This is a genomic window from Streptomyces sp. NPDC007264 (genome assembly GCF_042869095.1).
Classification (GTDB): Bacteria; Actinomycetota; Actinomycetes; order Streptomycetales; family Streptomycetaceae; genus Streptomyces.
Window position 1 is genome coordinate 150,490 of record NZ_JBIAFD010000004.1, and the last position, 16,295, is coordinate 166,784.

A 16,295-nucleotide genomic window follows, 5' to 3' on the forward strand; every position below is an offset into this window, starting at 1 on the left:
TGAGCGGCAGGTGCGTGCGGCGCCCGTGCCGGACCCGAGATCCGGCACGGAGTGCCTAGGGGAGGGTAACGACCGTCGCGGCGTACACGAGACCCGCCCCAAAGCCGATGACGAGCGCGGTGTCGCCGCTCTTCGCCTCGCCGGTCGCCAGGAGCCGCTCCATCGCGAGCGGGATCGAGGCGGCCGAGGTGTTGCCGGTGGTGCGGATGTCACGGGCGACCGTGACGTGCTCCGGCAGCTTGAGAGTCTTCACCATCGAGTCGATGATCCGCACGTTCGCCTGGTGCGGAATGAAGACGTCCAGGTCGTTCACGGTGATCCCGGCCGCGTCCAGCGCCTGCTGGGCGACCTTCGCCATCTCGAACACGGCCCAGCGGAAGACCGCCTGGCCCTCCTGCGTGATCGCGGGGAACCTGATGTTGCCCTGGTCGTCGAGCGGGAGCTGGGAGGCGTCGCCGACCCGGTACGCGTTCCACGGCACGGTCTGCTTGATCGTTTCGGCCTTGTCGCCCTCCGAGCCCCACACGGTCGGGCCGATGTGCGGCTCGTCGGACGGGCCCACGACGACCGCTCCCGCGCCGTCACCGAACAGGAAGGCGGTGGCCCGGTCCTCCAGGTCGGTCAGGTCGGACAGCCGCTCCACGCCGATGACCACGACGTACTCCGCGGATCCCTCGACGACCATGCCCTTGGCGAGCGTGAGGCCGTAGCCGAAGCCCGCGCAGCCCGCGGAGATGTCGAAGGCGGCGGCCCTGTCGGTACCGAGCTTGTCGGCGATCTCGGTGGCGATGGCCGGGGTCTGGCTGAAGTGCGAGACCGTGGAGACGACGACCGCGCCGATCCGCTCGGCCGGGATCCCGGCGTCGGCGATCGCCTTGCCGGCCGCCTCCACCGACATGGCGGCGACGGTCTCCTCGTCGTTCGCCCAGTGCCGCGTCTCGATGCCGGAGCGGGAGCGGATCCACTCGTCGGAGGAGTCGATCGTCTCCAGGATCACTTCGTTGGGCACCACGCGGACGGGACGGTAACCGCCCACGCCGAGGATGCGCGCGTACGGAGCGCCCTTCCGTGCCTTGATCTTCGACATGCTCTCGGGCTCCTCCATCAGACGCTGTGCTCGGCGATCAGATCGCGAGCCGCGGCGAGGTCGTCGGGGGTCTTCAGGGCCAGGGTCTTGACGCCCGGCAGCGCGCGCTTGGCGATGCCGGTGAGGGTGCCGCCGGGGCTGACCTCGATCAGCGCGGTCGCGCCCAGCTTCTCGAAGGTCTCCATGCACAGGTCCCAGCGGACCGGGCTGGCGACCTGGCCGACCAGGCGCTGAAGCACCTCGGCGCCGGTGTCGACCGTCTGCCCGTCCTTGTTCGAGACGTAGGCGACCTTGGGGTCCGCGGGCCTCAGCGCCTCGGCGGCCTGCGCCAGGGCGTCGACCGCGGGGGCCATGTGGTGCGTGTGGAACGCTCCCGCCACCTTCAGCGGGACGACGCGCCGCACGCCCTCGGGCTTGTCCTCCTGCAGGGCGGCGAGCTGCTCCAGGGTGCCGGCGGCGACGATCTGTCCGGCGCCGTTGACGTTGGCCGGGGTCAGGCCCAGCTTGTCCAGGTGCGGAAGCGTCGTCGTGGGCTCGCCGCCCAGCAGCGCCGACATGCCCGTCGGCGTGATGGCGGCGGCGTCGGCCATGGCCAGGCCCCGCTTGCGTACGAGGGTCAGCGCGGCCGTGTCGTCCAGGATGCCCGCCAAGACGGCCGCGGTGATCTCGCCGACGCTGTGGCCGGCGACGGCGCCGGGAACGATGTCACCCAGTGCCACGGCGGAGAGCAGACCGGCGGCCACCAGCAGCGGCTGGGCGACGGCGGTGTCCCGGATGGCGTCCGCGTCCGCCTGGGTGCCGTAGTGGGCGAGATCGAGCCCGATGGCTTCCGACCAGGCGGCGATGCGGTCGGCGGCGCCGGGGAGTTCGAGCCAGGGGGTCAGGAAGCCTGGCGTCTGGGCGCCTTGGCCGGGAGCGACGAGTACGAGCACTCTCACACTCTCTCTTGGGGACGGCCGGGGCCGCCCGTGAGGACAGGGACGAAGAACCGCGGGGGGTTTTGTGGGCCCTCGACAAAAGGTCAGGTCTGGAGATCTCCCTCGACGAGACGGCCCAGGATCAGCGCGATCCGCAGGGTGAACGCGGAGCGTACATCAGAGGGCGACCAGCCGGTGACGTCAGTCACACGTCGGAGCCGGTAGCGCACGGTGTTCGGGTGAACGAAGAGCATGCGGGCCGCGCCCTCGAGGCTGGACGCCTGTTCCAGATACACGCTGAGGGTCTCCAGGAGCGCGGAGCCCGCCTCCTCCAGCGGTCTGTAGATCTCCTCCACCAACTGCTCCCGCGCGCTCGGATCACCGGCGATCGCGCGCTCCGGCAGCAGATCGTCCGCCAGCACCGGGCGCGGCGCGTCCTGCCAGGCGGTGCACGCCTTGAGGCCCGCCGCGGCGGCCTGCGCGGAACGGGTCGCGGCGAGCAGATCGGGCACGATCGGCCCGGCGACCACGGGACCCGCGGCGAACGGCCCGATGAGCGACTTGGCGACGGCGAGCGGATTGTCACTGCCTCCGGCGATCACCACGAGCCGGTCCCCGAGCACACCCGTGAGCACCTGCAGCTTGGCGTGCCGGGCGGCCCGGCGGATGGCCTCGACCGTCAGTTCGCTGTCACCGTCCGGTGCCGTACCCAGCACCACGCACACGTGTTCCGGCGCGTTCCAGCCGAGTGCCGCGGCCCGGCTGACGGCCCCCTCGTCGGCCTCCCCGCTGAGCACGGCGTTGACGACGAGCGACTCCAGCCGCGCGTCCCACGCGCCGCGCGCCTCGGCGGCCTGGGCGTAGACCTGGGCGGTGGCGAAGGCGATCTCACGGGCGTACACGAGGAGCGCCTCGCGCAGCACGGACTCGTCGCCGGGAGCGGCCACCTCGTCGATGGCGGACTCCATGACCTCGATGGTCGTCCGCACCATCTCCACGGTCTGCCGCAGGGTGATGGCCCGGGTCAGCTCCCGGGGAGCCGTGCCGAACACATCGGTGGAGATGGCCTGAGGGGTGTCCGGATGCCGGAACCACTCGGTGAACGCCGCGATACCCGCCTGGGCCACCAGGCCGATCCAGGAGCGGTTCTCCGGAGGCATCGCCCTGTACCAGGGCAGCGTCTCGTCCATGCGCGCGATGGCCTGCGCGGCAAGGCTTCCGGACGACCTCTCCAGCCGCTTCAGGGTCGCGGCATGCGGATGGACGGAATGCACTGGGGTCTCGGTGTGACGGGCTTCGGGTCGGGGCACGGGGACAAGACTGCCTTATCGGGACGGGACCGTGCGGCGCGGGTCCCAAGGGGTGGACGGTGCGGGTCTACGGTGGGGACCGTGATGGACGTACGGCGCGCCGGCGAGCGCTACCGCGGAGGGGACCCGGCCGCCGGGATCGAGTCCTTCCACGCCTTCAGCTTCGGCCCCCACTACGACCCGGAGAACCTCCGGTTCGGCGCGGTGATCGCCTGCAACGAGGAGCGGCTGGCACCGGGCGCCGGCTTCGACGAGCATCCGCACAGCCACACGGAGATCGTCACATGGGTGGTGGAGGGAGAGCTGACCCACCGCGACTCCACCGGCCGCACCTCCGTGATCCGCCCCGGCGACGTGCAGCGCCTGAGCGCGGCGGGCGGCGTCCGGCACGTGGAACGCAATGCGGCCGACGTCCCGTTGGTCTTCGTCCAGATGTGGCTGGTCCCCCTGGAACCGGGCGGCGAGCCCGGCTACGAGGTGGTCCACGGCATCGCGGACTCCACACCGTACGCGGTGCCCGAGGCCGGCGCGATGCTGCACGTACGGCGCCTCGGGGCGGGGGAGCGCACGGCGGTACCGGACGCGGCGTACGCGTACGTGCACGTGGTACGCGGCGAAGTGGGCCTGGACGGGCGGCAACTGGGGCCGGGGGACGCGGCGCGGATCACGGACGCGAAGGAGCTGGAGGCGGTGGGGCTGACCTCCGCGGAGCTGCTGATCTGGGAGATGACGGACACCTCAGGCCGGGGGTGACCTCCCCTCGGGCGCCGTCCGCGGTCCTCCGCCTGCGGCCGATGGGGTGGGGTTTGCGTTGCCCTGCAGTGTGTCTGTCCATGACACGCAGAACGACATGGCTGAATCTCCGCGGGCCGTGCCGGACGCTGCGACACGGATGAGGAGGCCGTGTGCGCGCGCCCGGGAAGAGGTGTCGACGGTATGGCGGAGAGCCGGTGGTGGCGAGCGCTGTCACTGGTGATCATGGCGGTCGTGTGGTGGGGGTGCGCACCTGCCGCGCAGGCGGGGCAGAAGCCCCGGGAGGACTGCCACGCGGATCAACTCCGGTCCAGTGTCGTGGAGGCCGAGATCCGGTTCGAGCAGCGTGGCCGGGACTATGCCATGGTGTACTCGGATATGACCGTCGAAGTTCCTGTGAAGGATTGGGCTCTCGCTAGACAACTGACGTTCAGCGATAAATCGTCTGAGTATCGTACGGCGATGCGCTGTCTGCTGCGAGGAGGGGACAATTCCAAACGTGATGGCGAATGGCGCTTCCGTGTCCCGTCGGTGACTGCGCGGGGTGGCAAGGTCACGGTGCAGTACGACGCCCTCGCCCCGATCAGGAATTACGACCCGGTCCAGCTCGGACCCTGGGAGATTGAAAGCGCAGGGAAAGACCGCCTGCGATTCACCCTCCAGCCCCCGCGGACACTGCAGGAAGTGCACTGGAAGAAGATCAGGGCTTCGTTGGGCGGCCTCAATTACAATGATCGCTCCGAACTGGCATCGTCTGCCGACGAGAACGGTCTGGAGTGGAACAATCAGCTGCCCCAGAAGATCCAGGTCGACGTCGATCTACCCTGGCAGCGCTCCTTTGGTCTGAGCCTGGATCGGTCTTTCTTGAGTTCTGCAGGTATTGCCGCATGGTGGGTGTGCGCCTCTTTCGTGATCGCCTGGGCGGCGATCAGGGCCCAGCGTGCGTACCCCGCCGCCCCTTTGGGAGCGGCGAAGGGCTACGCACAGGATAAGAACCAGAGGGTCAGCGACACTGACGACAGGCACAGCGAAAGCATCGCGCGGACAGTTCTGCAATGGGCCGTGCTTAGTGCAGCAGTCGCCGTGACGCTGATTCTGTTCATCCAGCGACAGGTCCTGCCGATACGGTGGCGCACCATCATCTTTGTTGCTGCGGGCTTTGCCCTGGTCCTCGTGGCCCGCCCCTGGCGTCGTGGCGTGTCACCTGCCGTCCCCCAAGCGTCCGGACCCGCCGGTGCCCAGCGCCGCCAGGCTTGTGCCGTGATGGCGTTCGCTGCTGCGGCGGCGGGGATCGGCCTGCTGGTAGTGCTGGCTCCTGAGCTCTTCGGCCTGCCGGCGGATTTCGATCCGAAAGCGACGCCGACCGCTCTGGGGCGGTTCGGTCTTGCGCTGATGGGCCTGACGACGGTGTGGCTGTGGCTGGTCGCCATGGCTGCTTGGGCATGGCGCTTCGCGCGGGAGGGGGGACTGGTCCCCGTATCCTGGTCGGTCAAGTGGGACAAGGGTCCCGTCCGCTGGACAGCGACCGTAGCGGTGATGCTGGCTGTGGTCGCCGGACTCCTGTTCGTGTGCCTGTGGTTGTCGAACAAGCGTCAGTGGGAGCGCGTCACCTGGCTGACCGACCAGCCTGACTCGACAGGCCACGACAGATACATCAGTGAATTCTTGGCGGGTTTTTCGTTCACTGATCTGCTGTGGATTTTCGCCCATAGTTGGGTGCTCACAGGAATCGCACTTTTCGCTCTGCTGCACTTTCGTATCCAGACTCGGCGGGCGCAAACGGATCGCAACCAGGAACGGCTCTCCTTGGCGCCAGAAAAGCCGGATCGGCTGTTGACGGTCGCACTGTTCGCCTTCCTTGTCGGTCAGCGGATCGGCTCATTCGCCGCCGCTGCCACACCGTTCGCCATCTGGCTCCTGCTGAGTATTTGCTCACTCTTCATGGTTCTTTCCGTTGGGCGCTGGTTGTCCGTACTGGGCCAGATGGGAGATCGTTTCTATGTGCAGAGACTGAGCACCAAGAAACGGCGACACGAATTACTGGGAAAAGCCCATCAATACCGCAACGTGATCCGCCAGCTGCACTTGGCTGACCAAGGTCACGCAGGCGACATCACGCGTGAGCAGTTGGAGGATCAGTTGCACGGGTTGCACCAGTGGCTGGTTGCCGCATGCGGCAGGAATCCGCCCGAACAGATCTCCGTGCTGGACGTGGCCCTGGCCTGGGGGCCGGAAGGCCACTGGTGGTCCAATGGGCTGTATGCTGCACGCGTGGCGTTCTGCTTCGGTATTCCGGCCAGTGTCGCCCTTGTTTGGCTTGATCTGAAGGATCCCTGGCTTTGGCAGAAATTCCTTCATGAACCCACGGGGATTCCGGACACCGTTGCGAAATTCATTGCGTCTCAAGTGGCCTGGGCGACCGCCGGCTTTGTCCTCGGTGCGCTGTGGCGTCTGCTGCCCGGCCGTCGTAGTGCCGTCCGTGCGTGGAGCCTGACCGCGGGGTATGCCCTTCCTGCCCTGATGGCTGCGTTGCTCATCCGGATCATCGATGCGGACTTCGGCCTTCTGTTCCTTTATCTGTTGTTCGTGCTCACCGTCCTGACGCTCACCAGCATCTGGATGGACACGGTGACCTTCAAGGAGGAGCGGCAGTTCTGGCCCGGCCGTTTCGCCTTGCTGCTGTCGATCTACCAAGTGCGGGGCGTTTCGGGGCAGGTCACGTGGATTCTTGTTCAAGTCGGGGCTGCCGTAGAGATCTGGCATCAGTTGACCCGCGGCTAGCACGGTCGCCGCAACTGATCGTTATCTCGTTGCCGGACCCGGAGGCCCGGCCATAGGGTCCCGGTATGTCCCTCCGTGTTCGTATGCGTCAGGCCCTTCCCGAAGCGATGCGCGCCCGTGACAAGGCCGCGGTGAGTGCGCTGCGTGCGACGCTCGCCGCGCTGGACAACGCGGAGGCGGTGCCCGCGGGTGAAGCCGAGCTGCGCGGACTGGCCCTGGAGCAGGCACCGGTCGGTGCCGGTGCCACCGAGGCGGAGCGGCGTGAGCTGAGCGAGCGTGGGGTGGCGGACATCGTGCGCGCCGAGGCCACGGAACGGCTGGACGTCGCGGCGCGGTTGACGGCGCCCGCGCACGCCGACCGAGCCGCGCGGCTCCGTGCGGAGGCCGCCGTGCTGCTGCGCCTCCTCGACGGCCACGGCACCGCGTAGAGCTTTGGCAGCGAGGCTTCCGGTGGTTCGCTGCCGTGCACGTTCGTACGGCTACCGCAGGCCGTCGACGAACGCCTGCCAGGCGGGTGCGCCGACGGTCACGACGGGGCCGGACAGGTTCTTGCTGTCGCGGACCGGGACGGCGCCGGTGGGGCAGGCGGCGGCGACCGCTACGCACTCCCCGCCATTGCTCCCGCTGTACGAGGACGTACGCCAAGTCGCGCCACCGGTGATGGTGCACTCCACCTGGGCGAGCACTCGGCCCGGCACCTGCGCCGCATCATGCCCGCGATTGCCCGTGCGGGTGGGTGGAGACCTGTTCGGCGACGACGGGCGCGGCCTGCTTCTTGCCGAGGCGGCGACCGACCGGTGGGGCGTGACGCCGTGCCCGGACGGACGTGGGAAGACCGTGTGGTTTCGAGTGCCTGGCCAAGAGGCCGGACTCACGTTGAGTCCGTGCCGCGGGACCGGAAGGGTGCTGCCTGCGTGGCCCGGCGTGCCGGACTCTTCCGGAGACAGAAGTCATGGGGCCGCCCCGGCAAGCCGACTGGACGAAGGAAGCCGAGGGCAACCGGGCGGCCCTTCCCGCGGAGGCGCGTGCCCTGGTCGACGCCGCCCGTGCCGAACTCGTCACCGCGAAAGACCCGTACTTCCGGGGCATCGACAGCGACCGCGATCTGTCGCCGGAATGAGCGTCGAACCCGTCCAGTCCACCCGCCCGGGCGGTGAGCATGTCATCTACTTCGATCACGGGCGCGGACGGCTGCGGTATCATTTCACGCCCCGCACCGCCGACCCGCAGATCGTGATCGACGAGTGCTTCTGGCGGTAGGCCGGGCCACGGCATGGCTCACGCCGCTCTCACCAGCCCCGCAGCTCCGCCAGTACCGCGTCCGTGAACACCGGCCACGCCTCGATCGCCCACGGCCCGAACGCCCGGTCCGTCAGCGCGACGCAGGCCGCCCCGGCGTCGGGGTCGATCCACAGGAACGTGCCGGACTGGCCGAAGTGGCCGAACGTCCGGGGCGAGGAGGAACGCCCCGTCCAGTGTGGCGACTTGGCGTCGCGGATCTCGAAGCCGAGGCCCCAGTCGTTGGGGTTCTGGTGGCCGTAGCCGGGCAGGACGCCCTTCGTCCCGGCGTACTGCACCGTCATCGCCTCGGCCACCGTGCGCGGATCCAGCAGGCGCGGCGCCTGCACCTCGGCCGCGAACCGGGCGAGGTCCGCGACCGTCGAGACGCCGTCCTTGGCGGGGGAGCCGTTGAGGCTGGTGGCGGTCATGCCCAGCGGCTCCAGGACGGCCTGGCGGGCGTACTCGCCGAACGGGATGTCCGGTGCCTTCGCCACATGGTCGCCGAGCGCCTCGAACCCGGCGTTCGAGTACAGGCGCCGCTCCCCGGGCGCCGACGTCACCCGGGGTTCGTCGAAGGCCAGGCCGGAGGTGTGCGCGAGCAGATGGCGGACCGTGGAGCCGGGCGGGCCGGCGGGCTCGTCCAGCTCGATCGCTCCCTCCTCGTACGCGACGAGCACGGCGTACGCGGCGAGCGGCTTGGTGACCGAGGCCAGCGGAAAGCGACGGCCGACCGGGCCGCGGGTGCCGGGGACGGTGCCGTCCGCACGGACGACCGCCGCGGCGGCGGTGGGGACGGGCCAGTTCTCGATCAGCGCCAGGCTCTGCAGGGACATGGGTATGAGGCTATGCGTTCCCCAGCTGGAGCCGCATCGAGGGGTCCGGCTTGCGGACGAAGCCCAGGGACGCGTACAGCGGCTCGGCCTGGGCCGAGGCGTTCAGATCGACCTGCCGGGCGTCCTGCTCCCGGAACCAGTCGAGCAGGGCCTCCATGCAGGCGCGGGCGTAGCCGCGGCGACGGGCGTCGGGATCGGTGGCGACGCTGAAGACGTACCCCACCCGCCCGTGCGGATTGTCCTTCCCGCCGATCCGGTAGTCGATCGTGCCGGCCGCGAGCGCCGCCAGCGCCCCCGGCCGTTCCGGGTGGTCGACCACGAAGGCCACGAAGCCGCCGTCCCGGTCGGCGAGCCGGCGGCGTACCGTCGGCAGCGACTCGGCGTGCCACTCCGTGGAGGAGCCGGCGGAGAACACCGAATCCAGCATGATCTGCCGCAGCCGCAGCACTTCCCCGGCGTCCTCGGGCACTGCCCGTCGTACGAGACTCATGGACCGCACGCTAGTCAGCCGTACCGCGCCGGGTCTCGGCATTTTCACCTGATTCCGCTTGCTTGGAGTGCACTCGAAGGTCTTAGCGTGGTGCCCATGACGGTGATCGAGACCTTGGCCGAGGAGGCCGAACAAGGAACCGACATCTGCTCCGCGGCGCCCGCGCGGCACCCCCGTCCCGACGGCCGGGACAGCTACACGATCAGCGAGGTCGTCGCCTTCACCGGCCTGACCGCGCACACCCTGCGCTGGTACGAGCGGATCGGGCTGATGCCGCACATCGACCGCTCGCACACCGGCCAGCGCCGCTACTGCAACGCGGACCTGGACTGGCTCGACCTGGTGGGCAAGCTGCGGCTCACCGGCATGCCCGTCGCCGACATGGTGCGCTACGCGGGACTGGTGCGGGAGGGCGCCCACACCTACGCCGAGCGCCACGAACTGCTGGAGGCGACCCGCCGGGACGTGCTCGCCCGGATCGCGGAGCTCCAGGACACGCTCTCGGTGCTCAACCGCAAGATCGATTTCTACGCGGACGCCGGCCGCGCCCTGGCGTCGGAGAGGCCCTGATGACGGACAGCAGGATCACGACGGTGCGGCTCGGCGGCGAGGGCCCCGAGGTGGGGGTCCAAGGGCTCGGCTGCATGGGGATGAGCTGGGCGTACGGCCCCGCGGACGCCGGGGAGGCGCGGGCCGCCCTGGAGCGGGCGCTGGAGTTGGGCGTCACGCTCTTCGACACCGCGGACGCGTACGGCGCGGGTGAGAACGAGACGTTCCTGTCGCCGTTCTTCAAGGCGCACCGGGACGAGGTCGTGATCGCCACCAAGTTCGGGATCTCCTCCCCGCCCGACGAGCCGTTCAAGCGGATCATCCGCAACGATCCCCCGTACATCCGCCAGTGCGTCGAGGCGAGCCTGAGGCGCCTGGACGTCGACGTGATCGACCTGTACTACATGCACCGCCGCGACGTGAACGTGCCGGTCGAGGAGACCGTCGCGGCCATGGCCGAGTTGGTGCGCGAGGGCAAGGTGAAGCACCTCGGGCTGAGCGAGGTCACGGCGGGCGAACTGCGCGCGGCCGCGGCGGTTCACCCGATCGCCGCAGTGCAGTCCGAGTGGTCGCTGTTCAGCCGGGACATCGAGGCGCACGTGGTGCCGGCCGCCGAGGAACTGGGTGTGGCCCTGGTGCCGTACTCGCCGCTCGGGCGCGGCTTCCTCACCGGCTCCTTCTCGAACGCCGACACCGACCTCACGGACCAGGACTTCCGCCGCACGATGCCCCGCTTCACGGGGGAGAACGCGAGCGCCAACGTGGCGCTCCTGGAGCCGGTACGGTCGGTCGCCGAGGCCCACGGCGTGTCGCCCGCGCAGATCGCGCTGGCCTGGGTGCAGCGGCAGGCGGTGGTGCACGGCCTGCCCGTGGTGCCGATCCCGGGGACGACCAGGCGTTCGCGCGTCGAGGAGAACACGGCGGCGACACGGATCGTGCTGAGCGACCGTGAACTGGCCCTGCTGGAGCCGATCGCCTCCAAGGTGGCGGGCGACCGCTACCCGGACATGACGTTCGCGTCGGCGGGACGGGAGTAGGGGCGCCCGCCCGCCCGCCCGGCCAGCGGTCGGCGGTCGGCCGGCAGGCACCTGGGGGCGGCCGGAGGCGTCGTGCCGGACGTGCTCACCGCGTCCCGCCGGCTGCCGCCTGCCGCGGGATCCCCGCGGCAGCGCACTGCCTTCGCTTCCTCGTCGGCCGACCGTGCCCCGTCCCGTGGGAAGGGCGGTGGAATTCCTGCGGGGCGCACGCCGGCGTCGGCGCGCCCCGCTCCCTCGTGCGGACGGCTCATCCAGTGGTGGGGGCCGCCAGGTCGTCCTCGGCGACGGCGTTCGAGGTCTTTCCCCTCCGGCCGGTGCCCAGCCTGAGGAGCAGCGATGTCCCCGCCAGGATCACACCGAACCAGATGACGCTCGTGACACCCAGGTGATCGACGAACAGGCCACCGAACAACGCTCCGAGCGCGATGGACGTGTTGTACGCCATGGTGTTGAGCGACATCGCGGCTTCGAAGGTTTCGGGCGCGGCGGCGAGCGTCATGTTGACCTGGGACAACTGCACGGCGCCGAAGGAGAGCCCCCACAGGATCAGCGCGACGACGACGCCGGCCTCCCCGCCACCGACGACACGAAGCAGCAGCAGGGCCGCCAGGAGTCCCACGAGCCCGGCGACGAAGGTGGCTCGCAGGCTCTTGTCCACCGTGTGTCCGGCGATGAAGTTCCCGGCGGCACCGCCGACACCGAAGATGATCAGCACGACCGTGATGAAGGTGGACGTGGCGGATGCGTTGTCCTCCAGGTAGGGGCGCACGAAGGCGTAGGCACCGAAGTGGCCGAGCACGAAGAAGACGACGATGAACAGCACCGTGCGCAGTTGCCCGTTCTTGACCGGTAGCCCGAAGACCTCCCGGACCGACACCGCGTTCTCCGAGGGCAGCGACGGAACGATCGACGCGACCGCGAGGAGCACCAGCAGGCTGAGGCCGGCCCAGACGGCGAAGGTGATCCGCCAGTTCGTGTGGGCTTCGGCGATGGTGCCCAGCGGAATGCCCACGACCGTGGCGATGGAGATGCCGGACATCACCACCGCGGCCGCCCGGCTCGCGTGACGCTCGGGGACGATCCGCATGGCCATGCTTACGCCGATGGCCCAGAAGACGCCGCTGGCGAACCCCATGCACAGCCGCGTCCCGAGGATCAGCGGATAGTTCGGCGAGACGGAGGTGATGAGGTTTCCCAGGGCCAGTACCGCGAGCAGCGCGGACAGGAGAAGACGTCGGTTGACGCGCCTGGTCCAGGCCACGATGAAAGGTACGCCCAGGCCGGCCGCGACACCCTGCGCGGTCACCATGAGGCCGGCGACACCGACCGAGATGTGCAGGCTCTTGCTCAGCGGAGTGAGCAGACCCACCGGCATCAGCTCAGTGGTGAGGAAGACGAACAGACTGGCGGTGATGGAAGCAACACCGAGCCACGCCTTCAAGGTTGAGGACGAGCGTTCTTTTTCCTTTAAGGACATTACTTCTCTCCCGCGATGTGCTCACGTGTGGGTGCAGGTGACGCGGCCGTGCCGGCCGCCTGCTCCTGCCGACTGGACGGCGTGCCGGTCATGGTGGGGCGTCCTTCCGGTTGACATCCGATTGCCGCTGCTCGGATCGATTCGCCGACGACGAAGGTCGGCGGTGGCGGCGGGATTTGTGCTCACGTCACGAGAGCGCTGCCGGAAACGATGCGAGACGGATTTCCCGGGCCGACACCTTTGCCGACTTCCGTCAGAAAATCCGTGCGGTGCCGGAAGCGGCACGCTCAGATCCTGGCCCGGCACACATCAATGAGTCCAACGCATGTTCGTCATCTGATTCATCTTGATACAAGATGGATTCCATGGAGCTTCAGCAGATGCGCTACGTGGTCGCCGTGGCGGAGACGAACAGCTTCACCCGTGCCGCCGAGCGCTGTCTGGTCGTCCAGTCCGCCCTCAGCCACCAGATCGCGCGTCTGGAGCGTGAGTTGGGAGCACGGCTGTTCGAGCGCACCACCCGCCGGGTGCGGTTGACGCCGGCCGGTGCGGCGTTCCTGCCCGCCGCCCGCCAATGCCTGGACGCCGCCGAGCGCGCGGCCGCCGAGGTCGCCGCCGCGGTCGGCGAGGTGCGCGGGCGGCTCTCCGTCGGTCTGATTCCGTCCGTCGCGGCCGTCGACATCCCGCGCGCGCTGCGCGACTTTCGCCGGCAGTACCCGAAGGTGCGCATCAGCCTGCGCGTGGGCGCGAGCGACGATCTCGTCGAGCAGGTCGAGCAGGGAGCCGTCGAAGTCGCCTTCCTCGGGCTGCCGACCACAGTGCGGCCCGAGGGGGTCGGCGTCCGTGAACTCGCCCGTGACCGGCTCGTCGCCGTGGTCGCGCCCGATCACCCCCTCGCCGACGAACCAGCGGTGGACCTTCGAAGGCTCTCCTCGGAGGTGTTCGTGGATCTGCCGGCCAAGACCGCCGGTCGCGCCCAATCCGACCTGGCCTTCTCAGCCGCTGGTCTCACCCGCGATGTCGCGTTCGAAGTGACCAACGCGGACTTCCTGGCCCGCATGGTCGGGCAGGGCCTCGGCGTGGCGATGCTCCCCTCCGCGTACGTGGCTCAACTCAGCGGCGTGACCACCGTCGAGGTCACCGACGCGCCCACCCGCGTCGAGTACGTCATCTGGAGTCCGGGCAGCCGCACACCTGCGGCGACCGCCTTCCTCCGCATACTCGACATCCCGGACGCGCACGGTGCGCAATGAGGCCGACACGGCTCGCGGTGCCGTGGTCGGCCGCGGGTGCAGCGGCCGTGAACCTTCGCCCGGTGTGGTGACCTGACCGTGCTGGTCGGCCGGACGGGGCTGCCCGGTCAGGCGCGGCGGCGGACAGCCGCTCCGGGCGTCCGCCGGAGACGATCTGCCGACTGGGTCTCGCGCCCGCACCACGCCCGGAGACACGGGGGTTCTCGACCATGTCGGCGGTCGCCGATGCCGGCGCCCTGGGTTCGCGGACGCCGACGCTCCAACCGGTGCAGACGCCACCAGGCAACAGCCCGACGCCGCCCCTACCGGCGACAAACCGCAGACGAACCCACCGGATACATCACGAAACCGCACCGGAGTCCTAGAGCTCCGCCAGCAGTTCCGCCTTCTTCGTGGAGAACTCCTCGTCCGTCACGAGCCCGGCCTCGTGGAGTTCCCCCAGGTGCCGGATCCGCTCGGCGATGTCCGCGGGATCGCGGCGGGCGGCGTGCGCGGCGGCCGGGGCGGGGCCCGCCGCCCGTACGGCCGCGAGCACCGAGGCGGCGAACGGCAGCGACTCGTGCACCGGCCCGTAGCCGAGCCCGAAGATCACGGCCGCGGGGTCCTGGTCCGGCTGGGCCGACTGCGCGGCGCCCGCCGGGTGGCGGTGCAGCAGCCGCAGATGGCCCTCGAAGACCTCGGGGGAGCGCCACTCGACCCCGCTCAGGCCGGTGACCGGGAAGCTCTGGTCGCCGGCCTTCCACTTGGCCGAGGACGCACCCGTCCAGGACCAGCGGAAGGACACCGCCTTGCCGTCGAAGGACGCCTTCCCGTCGTACGCCTTGAACTGCAGGGGCACCTCGGGCGGCGTGACGAGGAAGCGCTCGGCCGGCCCGGCGTCCTCGGAGAGCAGGGCGCGCAGTTCGTCCGCGTAGTACTCGGCGAGGGTCTCGCGGTCGGCGGGCAGCACCAGCCGGTAGGGGTCGGAGGTCTCCTTGAGCTGTCCGGCCGCCGCCTCCATCAGCGGGTCGGCCCCGGGCCTCGGCACCGCGTGCAGGACGACCGTCCCGCGCTTCCCCGGAGCGAGCGTCACCCCCGCGATCGCCTCCAGCGGGATGCGGCGTTCGCCGAGCGCCTGGAACAGCTTCGGCGTCCGGATTCCCCGTTCGAAGCGGATGAGCACGGAGTCGGACTCGAACTCCCAGGCGGCATGAAATCCGGCCAGTACGTCACCCATGCGGCTCATCGTATGCGGCACGCGCTCCTCCGTCGCCTCCCCTGGCAGACCGCAATTCCTGGTCCTCTACGCGCGTCCGGCCGAGACGGTGCCGGACAAACCGGTCCGGCAGCCGTCGTCGTCGTGGGCGCAGAGCACCGAACCGTACGCGCCGGTGCCGATGTCGGCGAAGTTGCGCAGGCTCGCGGTGCCCGGCTCGAAATAGCCGGCGTGACCCTTCGCGCCCCCCGCGGACAGCACCCGCGCCCCGAAACCCCGGGAGACCGGGTCGGCGCCGTGTCCGAGGCCGCCCACCTCCAGGTAGGGCACGTCCTGGATCCAGTCGTCGGCGTCCCGCATGGCCCACACGCGCGCCGTGGTGTGCAGGCCCTCGGCCGTGTCGGCCCGCATGCCGGGGCTGCCCGCCACCGCTATGTCGGACACGCGGGCCGGGAGCCGGTGCGCCGCCACCCCGCACAGCACCGACCCGTAGCTGTGGCAGTACAGCTGGACCGGTGCGCGGCCGGGCAGGGCACGCAGCAGGGCGTTGAGCCGGACGGCGCCCTCCGCGGCGCGCATCGCGGTCGCCGCCTCCATGCCGAGCCCGCTGGGCGAGGTGTAGTCGGCCCAGGCGATCACGGCCGTGCGGGTGCCCGGGTCGCTCTCGCGCTCCGCCGCGTACAGCGCCTCGGCCATGCCGACCGGTGCCGAGTACTTGCGGAAGGTGCGCTGGAAGGTGAGCAGGTCGGTGTCGACGCCGGGGACCACGACCGAGATCCGCTCGGCCCGGTCCAGGTTGCCGAAGACCTCGGCGATACGGCCCGAGCCCTCCGGGTCGAAGGCGAGGATCTGGCGGCCCTTGCGCATCAGCGCCCCGAAGCGGTTCATGAGGCGGCCGGCCTCCTGCTGGCCCACCGACGACAGTCGGTCGTCGTGCATCCGGGCGCGCTCGACCTTGCGCTGCCGGGCGAGGGCGATGCGGTTGGCGTCGTAGCGCAGCCGTACCGGGGCCCCGTTCATGTTGCCGACCGCGAGCGGGAAGCGGTGGGCGAGCCGGGAGCGCTGGCGGTCGCTGAGCGAGGCGAAGAAGGCGGTGAGCCGGGCCGGGGGTTCGTCGAGGTCCGGCAGCTGACGGCCGGCGAGCCTGCCGTGTTCCCACGCGGAGCGCGACGCCTGCAGCGGGGTGAGGCCGCGGTGGCTGCGCACGGCGGTCCAGCCGGTCGTCGCGAGCATCACGAAGACCACGGCCAGCGCGAGCAGCGCGCGCCAGACGTTGAGTTGCGGGGAGGTGTCGAAGGAAGTCACTGGAAGGACACACTAGGAGAACGAGAG

The 16,295-nt window shown here is 70.0% G+C and carries 17 protein-coding genes; 8 read left to right on the forward strand and 9 right to left on the reverse strand.

Features of this window, described 5'->3' with window-relative positions; genetic code table 11:
- Positions 1 to 55: 55 nt before the first annotated feature.
- The 3 genes from ACFYMU_RS07850 to ACFYMU_RS07860 all read right to left on the reverse strand — a co-directional run bounded on the left by ACFYMU_RS07850 (position 56) and on the right by ACFYMU_RS07860 (position 3,314).
- On the reverse strand, positions 56 to 1,087 hold the full coding sequence (locus tag ACFYMU_RS07850; RefSeq protein ID WP_388369488.1) for a ketoacyl-ACP synthase III: 1,032 nt from the start codon (positions 1,085 to 1,087) through the stop codon (positions 56 to 58).
- 17 nt (positions 1,088 to 1,104) lie between these two features.
- Positions 1,105 to 2,019, reverse strand: coding sequence for an ACP S-malonyltransferase (locus ACFYMU_RS07855; protein WP_388369490.1), 915 nt, complete (start codon positions 2,017 to 2,019; stop codon positions 1,105 to 1,107).
- 89 nt (positions 2,020 to 2,108) lie between these two features.
- Complete coding sequence (locus ACFYMU_RS07860) at positions 2,109 to 3,314, reverse strand: PucR family transcriptional regulator (protein WP_388369493.1); 1,206 nt, start codon at positions 3,312 to 3,314, stop codon at positions 2,109 to 2,111.
- Between the two features lie 84 nt (positions 3,315 to 3,398).
- On the opposite strand from ACFYMU_RS07860, the gene ACFYMU_RS07865 reads away from it, so the two are divergent.
- From ACFYMU_RS07865 to ACFYMU_RS07875, 3 genes are all read left to right on the forward strand, one after another.
- Complete coding sequence (locus tag ACFYMU_RS07865; protein ID WP_388370309.1) at positions 3,399 to 4,067, forward strand: pirin family protein; 669 nt, start codon at positions 3,399 to 3,401, stop codon at positions 4,065 to 4,067.
- Between the two features lie 183 nt (positions 4,068 to 4,250).
- A complete protein-coding gene (locus ACFYMU_RS07870) occupies positions 4,251 to 6,848 on the forward strand; it encodes a DUF6185 family protein (protein ID WP_388369496.1) in 2,598 nt (865 codons plus the stop codon).
- A 107-nt stretch (positions 6,849 to 6,955) separates the two neighbouring features.
- Positions 6,956 to 7,276, forward strand: coding sequence for a hypothetical protein (locus ACFYMU_RS07875; RefSeq protein ID WP_388370311.1), 321 nt, complete (start codon positions 6,956 to 6,958; stop codon positions 7,274 to 7,276).
- Positions 7,277 to 7,327: 51 nt separating this feature from the next.
- On the opposite strand, the gene ACFYMU_RS07880 is transcribed toward ACFYMU_RS07875, so the two are convergent.
- Positions 7,328 to 7,546: a DUF397 domain-containing protein gene (locus ACFYMU_RS07880; RefSeq protein WP_388369499.1), complete on the reverse strand. Its 219-nt coding sequence runs from the start codon at positions 7,544 to 7,546 to the stop codon at positions 7,328 to 7,330.
- 254 nt (positions 7,547 to 7,800) lie between these two features.
- Here ACFYMU_RS07880 and ACFYMU_RS07885 point away from each other — a divergent pair, with 254 nt between their 5' ends.
- Both ACFYMU_RS07885 and ACFYMU_RS07890 read left to right on the forward strand, forming a co-directional pair.
- Entirely contained in the window at positions 7,801 to 7,968 is a 168-nt protein-coding gene (locus ACFYMU_RS07885; protein ID WP_388369502.1) for a hypothetical protein, read from the forward strand.
- Positions 7,965 to 8,108, forward strand: a complete 144-nt coding sequence (locus ACFYMU_RS07890; RefSeq protein ID WP_388369505.1) for a hypothetical protein — start codon at positions 7,965 to 7,967, stop codon at positions 8,106 to 8,108. The genes ACFYMU_RS07885 and ACFYMU_RS07890 overlap by 4 nt, the downstream gene beginning before the upstream one ends.
- 29 nt (positions 8,109 to 8,137) lie before the next feature.
- Here the strand turns inward: ACFYMU_RS07890 and ACFYMU_RS07895 are convergent, their stop codons facing one another.
- Together ACFYMU_RS07895 and ACFYMU_RS07900 are read right to left on the reverse strand one after the other, a co-directional pair.
- Positions 8,138 to 8,962 (reverse strand): serine hydrolase domain-containing protein, encoded by an 825-nt coding sequence (locus tag ACFYMU_RS07895; protein ID WP_388369508.1) that lies wholly within the window; start codon positions 8,960 to 8,962, stop codon positions 8,138 to 8,140.
- Positions 8,963 to 8,972: 10 nt separating this feature from the next.
- Complete coding sequence (locus ACFYMU_RS07900) at positions 8,973 to 9,452, reverse strand: GNAT family N-acetyltransferase (protein ID WP_388369510.1); 480 nt, start codon at positions 9,450 to 9,452, stop codon at positions 8,973 to 8,975.
- Between the two features lie 96 nt (positions 9,453 to 9,548).
- Here ACFYMU_RS07900 and ACFYMU_RS07905 point away from each other — a divergent pair, with 96 nt between their 5' ends.
- Both ACFYMU_RS07905 and ACFYMU_RS07910 read left to right on the forward strand, forming a co-directional pair.
- A complete protein-coding gene (locus ACFYMU_RS07905; protein ID WP_388369512.1) occupies positions 9,549 to 10,022 on the forward strand; it encodes a MerR family transcriptional regulator in 474 nt (157 codons plus the stop codon).
- A complete protein-coding gene (locus tag ACFYMU_RS07910) occupies positions 10,022 to 11,038 on the forward strand; it encodes an aldo/keto reductase (protein ID WP_388369515.1) in 1,017 nt (338 codons plus the stop codon). The genes ACFYMU_RS07905 and ACFYMU_RS07910 overlap by 1 nt, the downstream gene beginning before the upstream one ends.
- A 247-nt stretch (positions 11,039 to 11,285) precedes the next feature.
- Here the strand turns inward: ACFYMU_RS07910 and ACFYMU_RS07915 are convergent, their stop codons facing one another.
- Complete coding sequence (locus ACFYMU_RS07915) at positions 11,286 to 12,479, reverse strand: MFS transporter (protein WP_388369518.1); 1,194 nt, start codon at positions 12,477 to 12,479, stop codon at positions 11,286 to 11,288.
- 401 nt (positions 12,480 to 12,880) lie between these two features.
- On the opposite strand from ACFYMU_RS07915, the gene ACFYMU_RS07920 reads away from it, so the two are divergent.
- Positions 12,881 to 13,768, forward strand: a complete 888-nt coding sequence (locus ACFYMU_RS07920) for a LysR family transcriptional regulator (protein ID WP_388369520.1) — start codon at positions 12,881 to 12,883, stop codon at positions 13,766 to 13,768.
- Between the two features lie 361 nt (positions 13,769 to 14,129).
- Here ACFYMU_RS07920 and ACFYMU_RS07925 read toward each other — a convergent pair whose 3' ends face one another.
- Together ACFYMU_RS07925 and ACFYMU_RS07930 are read right to left on the reverse strand one after the other, a co-directional pair.
- Positions 14,130 to 14,984: a DUF4429 domain-containing protein gene (locus ACFYMU_RS07925; protein ID WP_388369523.1), complete on the reverse strand. Its 855-nt coding sequence runs from the start codon at positions 14,982 to 14,984 to the stop codon at positions 14,130 to 14,132.
- A 66-nt stretch (positions 14,985 to 15,050) separates the two neighbouring features.
- Complete coding sequence (locus tag ACFYMU_RS07930) at positions 15,051 to 16,268, reverse strand: alpha/beta hydrolase (RefSeq protein WP_388369526.1); 1,218 nt, start codon at positions 16,266 to 16,268, stop codon at positions 15,051 to 15,053.
- Between the last annotated feature and the right edge of the window lie 27 nt (positions 16,269 to 16,295).

Excerpts from the sequence above, each read along its gene's own strand:
- ACFYMU_RS07905 (WP_388369512.1), top strand. The coding sequence starts at position 9,549 with ATGACGGTGATCGAGACCTTGGCCGAGGAGGCCGAACAAGGAACCGAC.
- ACFYMU_RS07925 (WP_388369523.1), bottom strand. The coding sequence starts at position 14,984 with ATGGGTGACGTACTGGCCGGATTTCATGCCGCCTGGGAGTTCGAGTCC.
- ACFYMU_RS07870 (WP_388369496.1), top strand. The coding sequence starts at position 4,251 with ATGGCGGAGAGCCGGTGGTGGCGAGCGCTGTCACTGGTGATCATGGCG.
- ACFYMU_RS07900 (WP_388369510.1), bottom strand. The coding sequence starts at position 9,452 with ATGAGTCTCGTACGACGGGCAGTGCCCGAGGACGCCGGGGAAGTGCTG.
- ACFYMU_RS07920 (WP_388369520.1), top strand. The coding sequence starts at position 12,881 with ATGGAGCTTCAGCAGATGCGCTACGTGGTCGCCGTGGCGGAGACGAAC.
- ACFYMU_RS07865 (WP_388370309.1), top strand. The coding sequence starts at position 3,399 with ATGGACGTACGGCGCGCCGGCGAGCGCTACCGCGGAGGGGACCCGGCC.
- ACFYMU_RS07850 (WP_388369488.1), bottom strand. The coding sequence starts at position 1,087 with ATGTCGAAGATCAAGGCACGGAAGGGCGCTCCGTACGCGCGCATCCTC.
- ACFYMU_RS07910 (WP_388369515.1), top strand. The coding sequence starts at position 10,022 with ATGACGGACAGCAGGATCACGACGGTGCGGCTCGGCGGCGAGGGCCCC.
- ACFYMU_RS07875 (WP_388370311.1), top strand. The coding sequence starts at position 6,956 with ATGCGCGCCCGTGACAAGGCCGCGGTGAGTGCGCTGCGTGCGACGCTC.
- ACFYMU_RS07890 (WP_388369505.1), top strand. The coding sequence starts at position 7,965 with ATGAGCGTCGAACCCGTCCAGTCCACCCGCCCGGGCGGTGAGCATGTC.
- ACFYMU_RS07895 (WP_388369508.1), bottom strand. The coding sequence starts at position 8,962 with ATGTCCCTGCAGAGCCTGGCGCTGATCGAGAACTGGCCCGTCCCCACC.
- ACFYMU_RS07885 (WP_388369502.1), top strand. The coding sequence starts at position 7,801 with ATGGGGCCGCCCCGGCAAGCCGACTGGACGAAGGAAGCCGAGGGCAAC.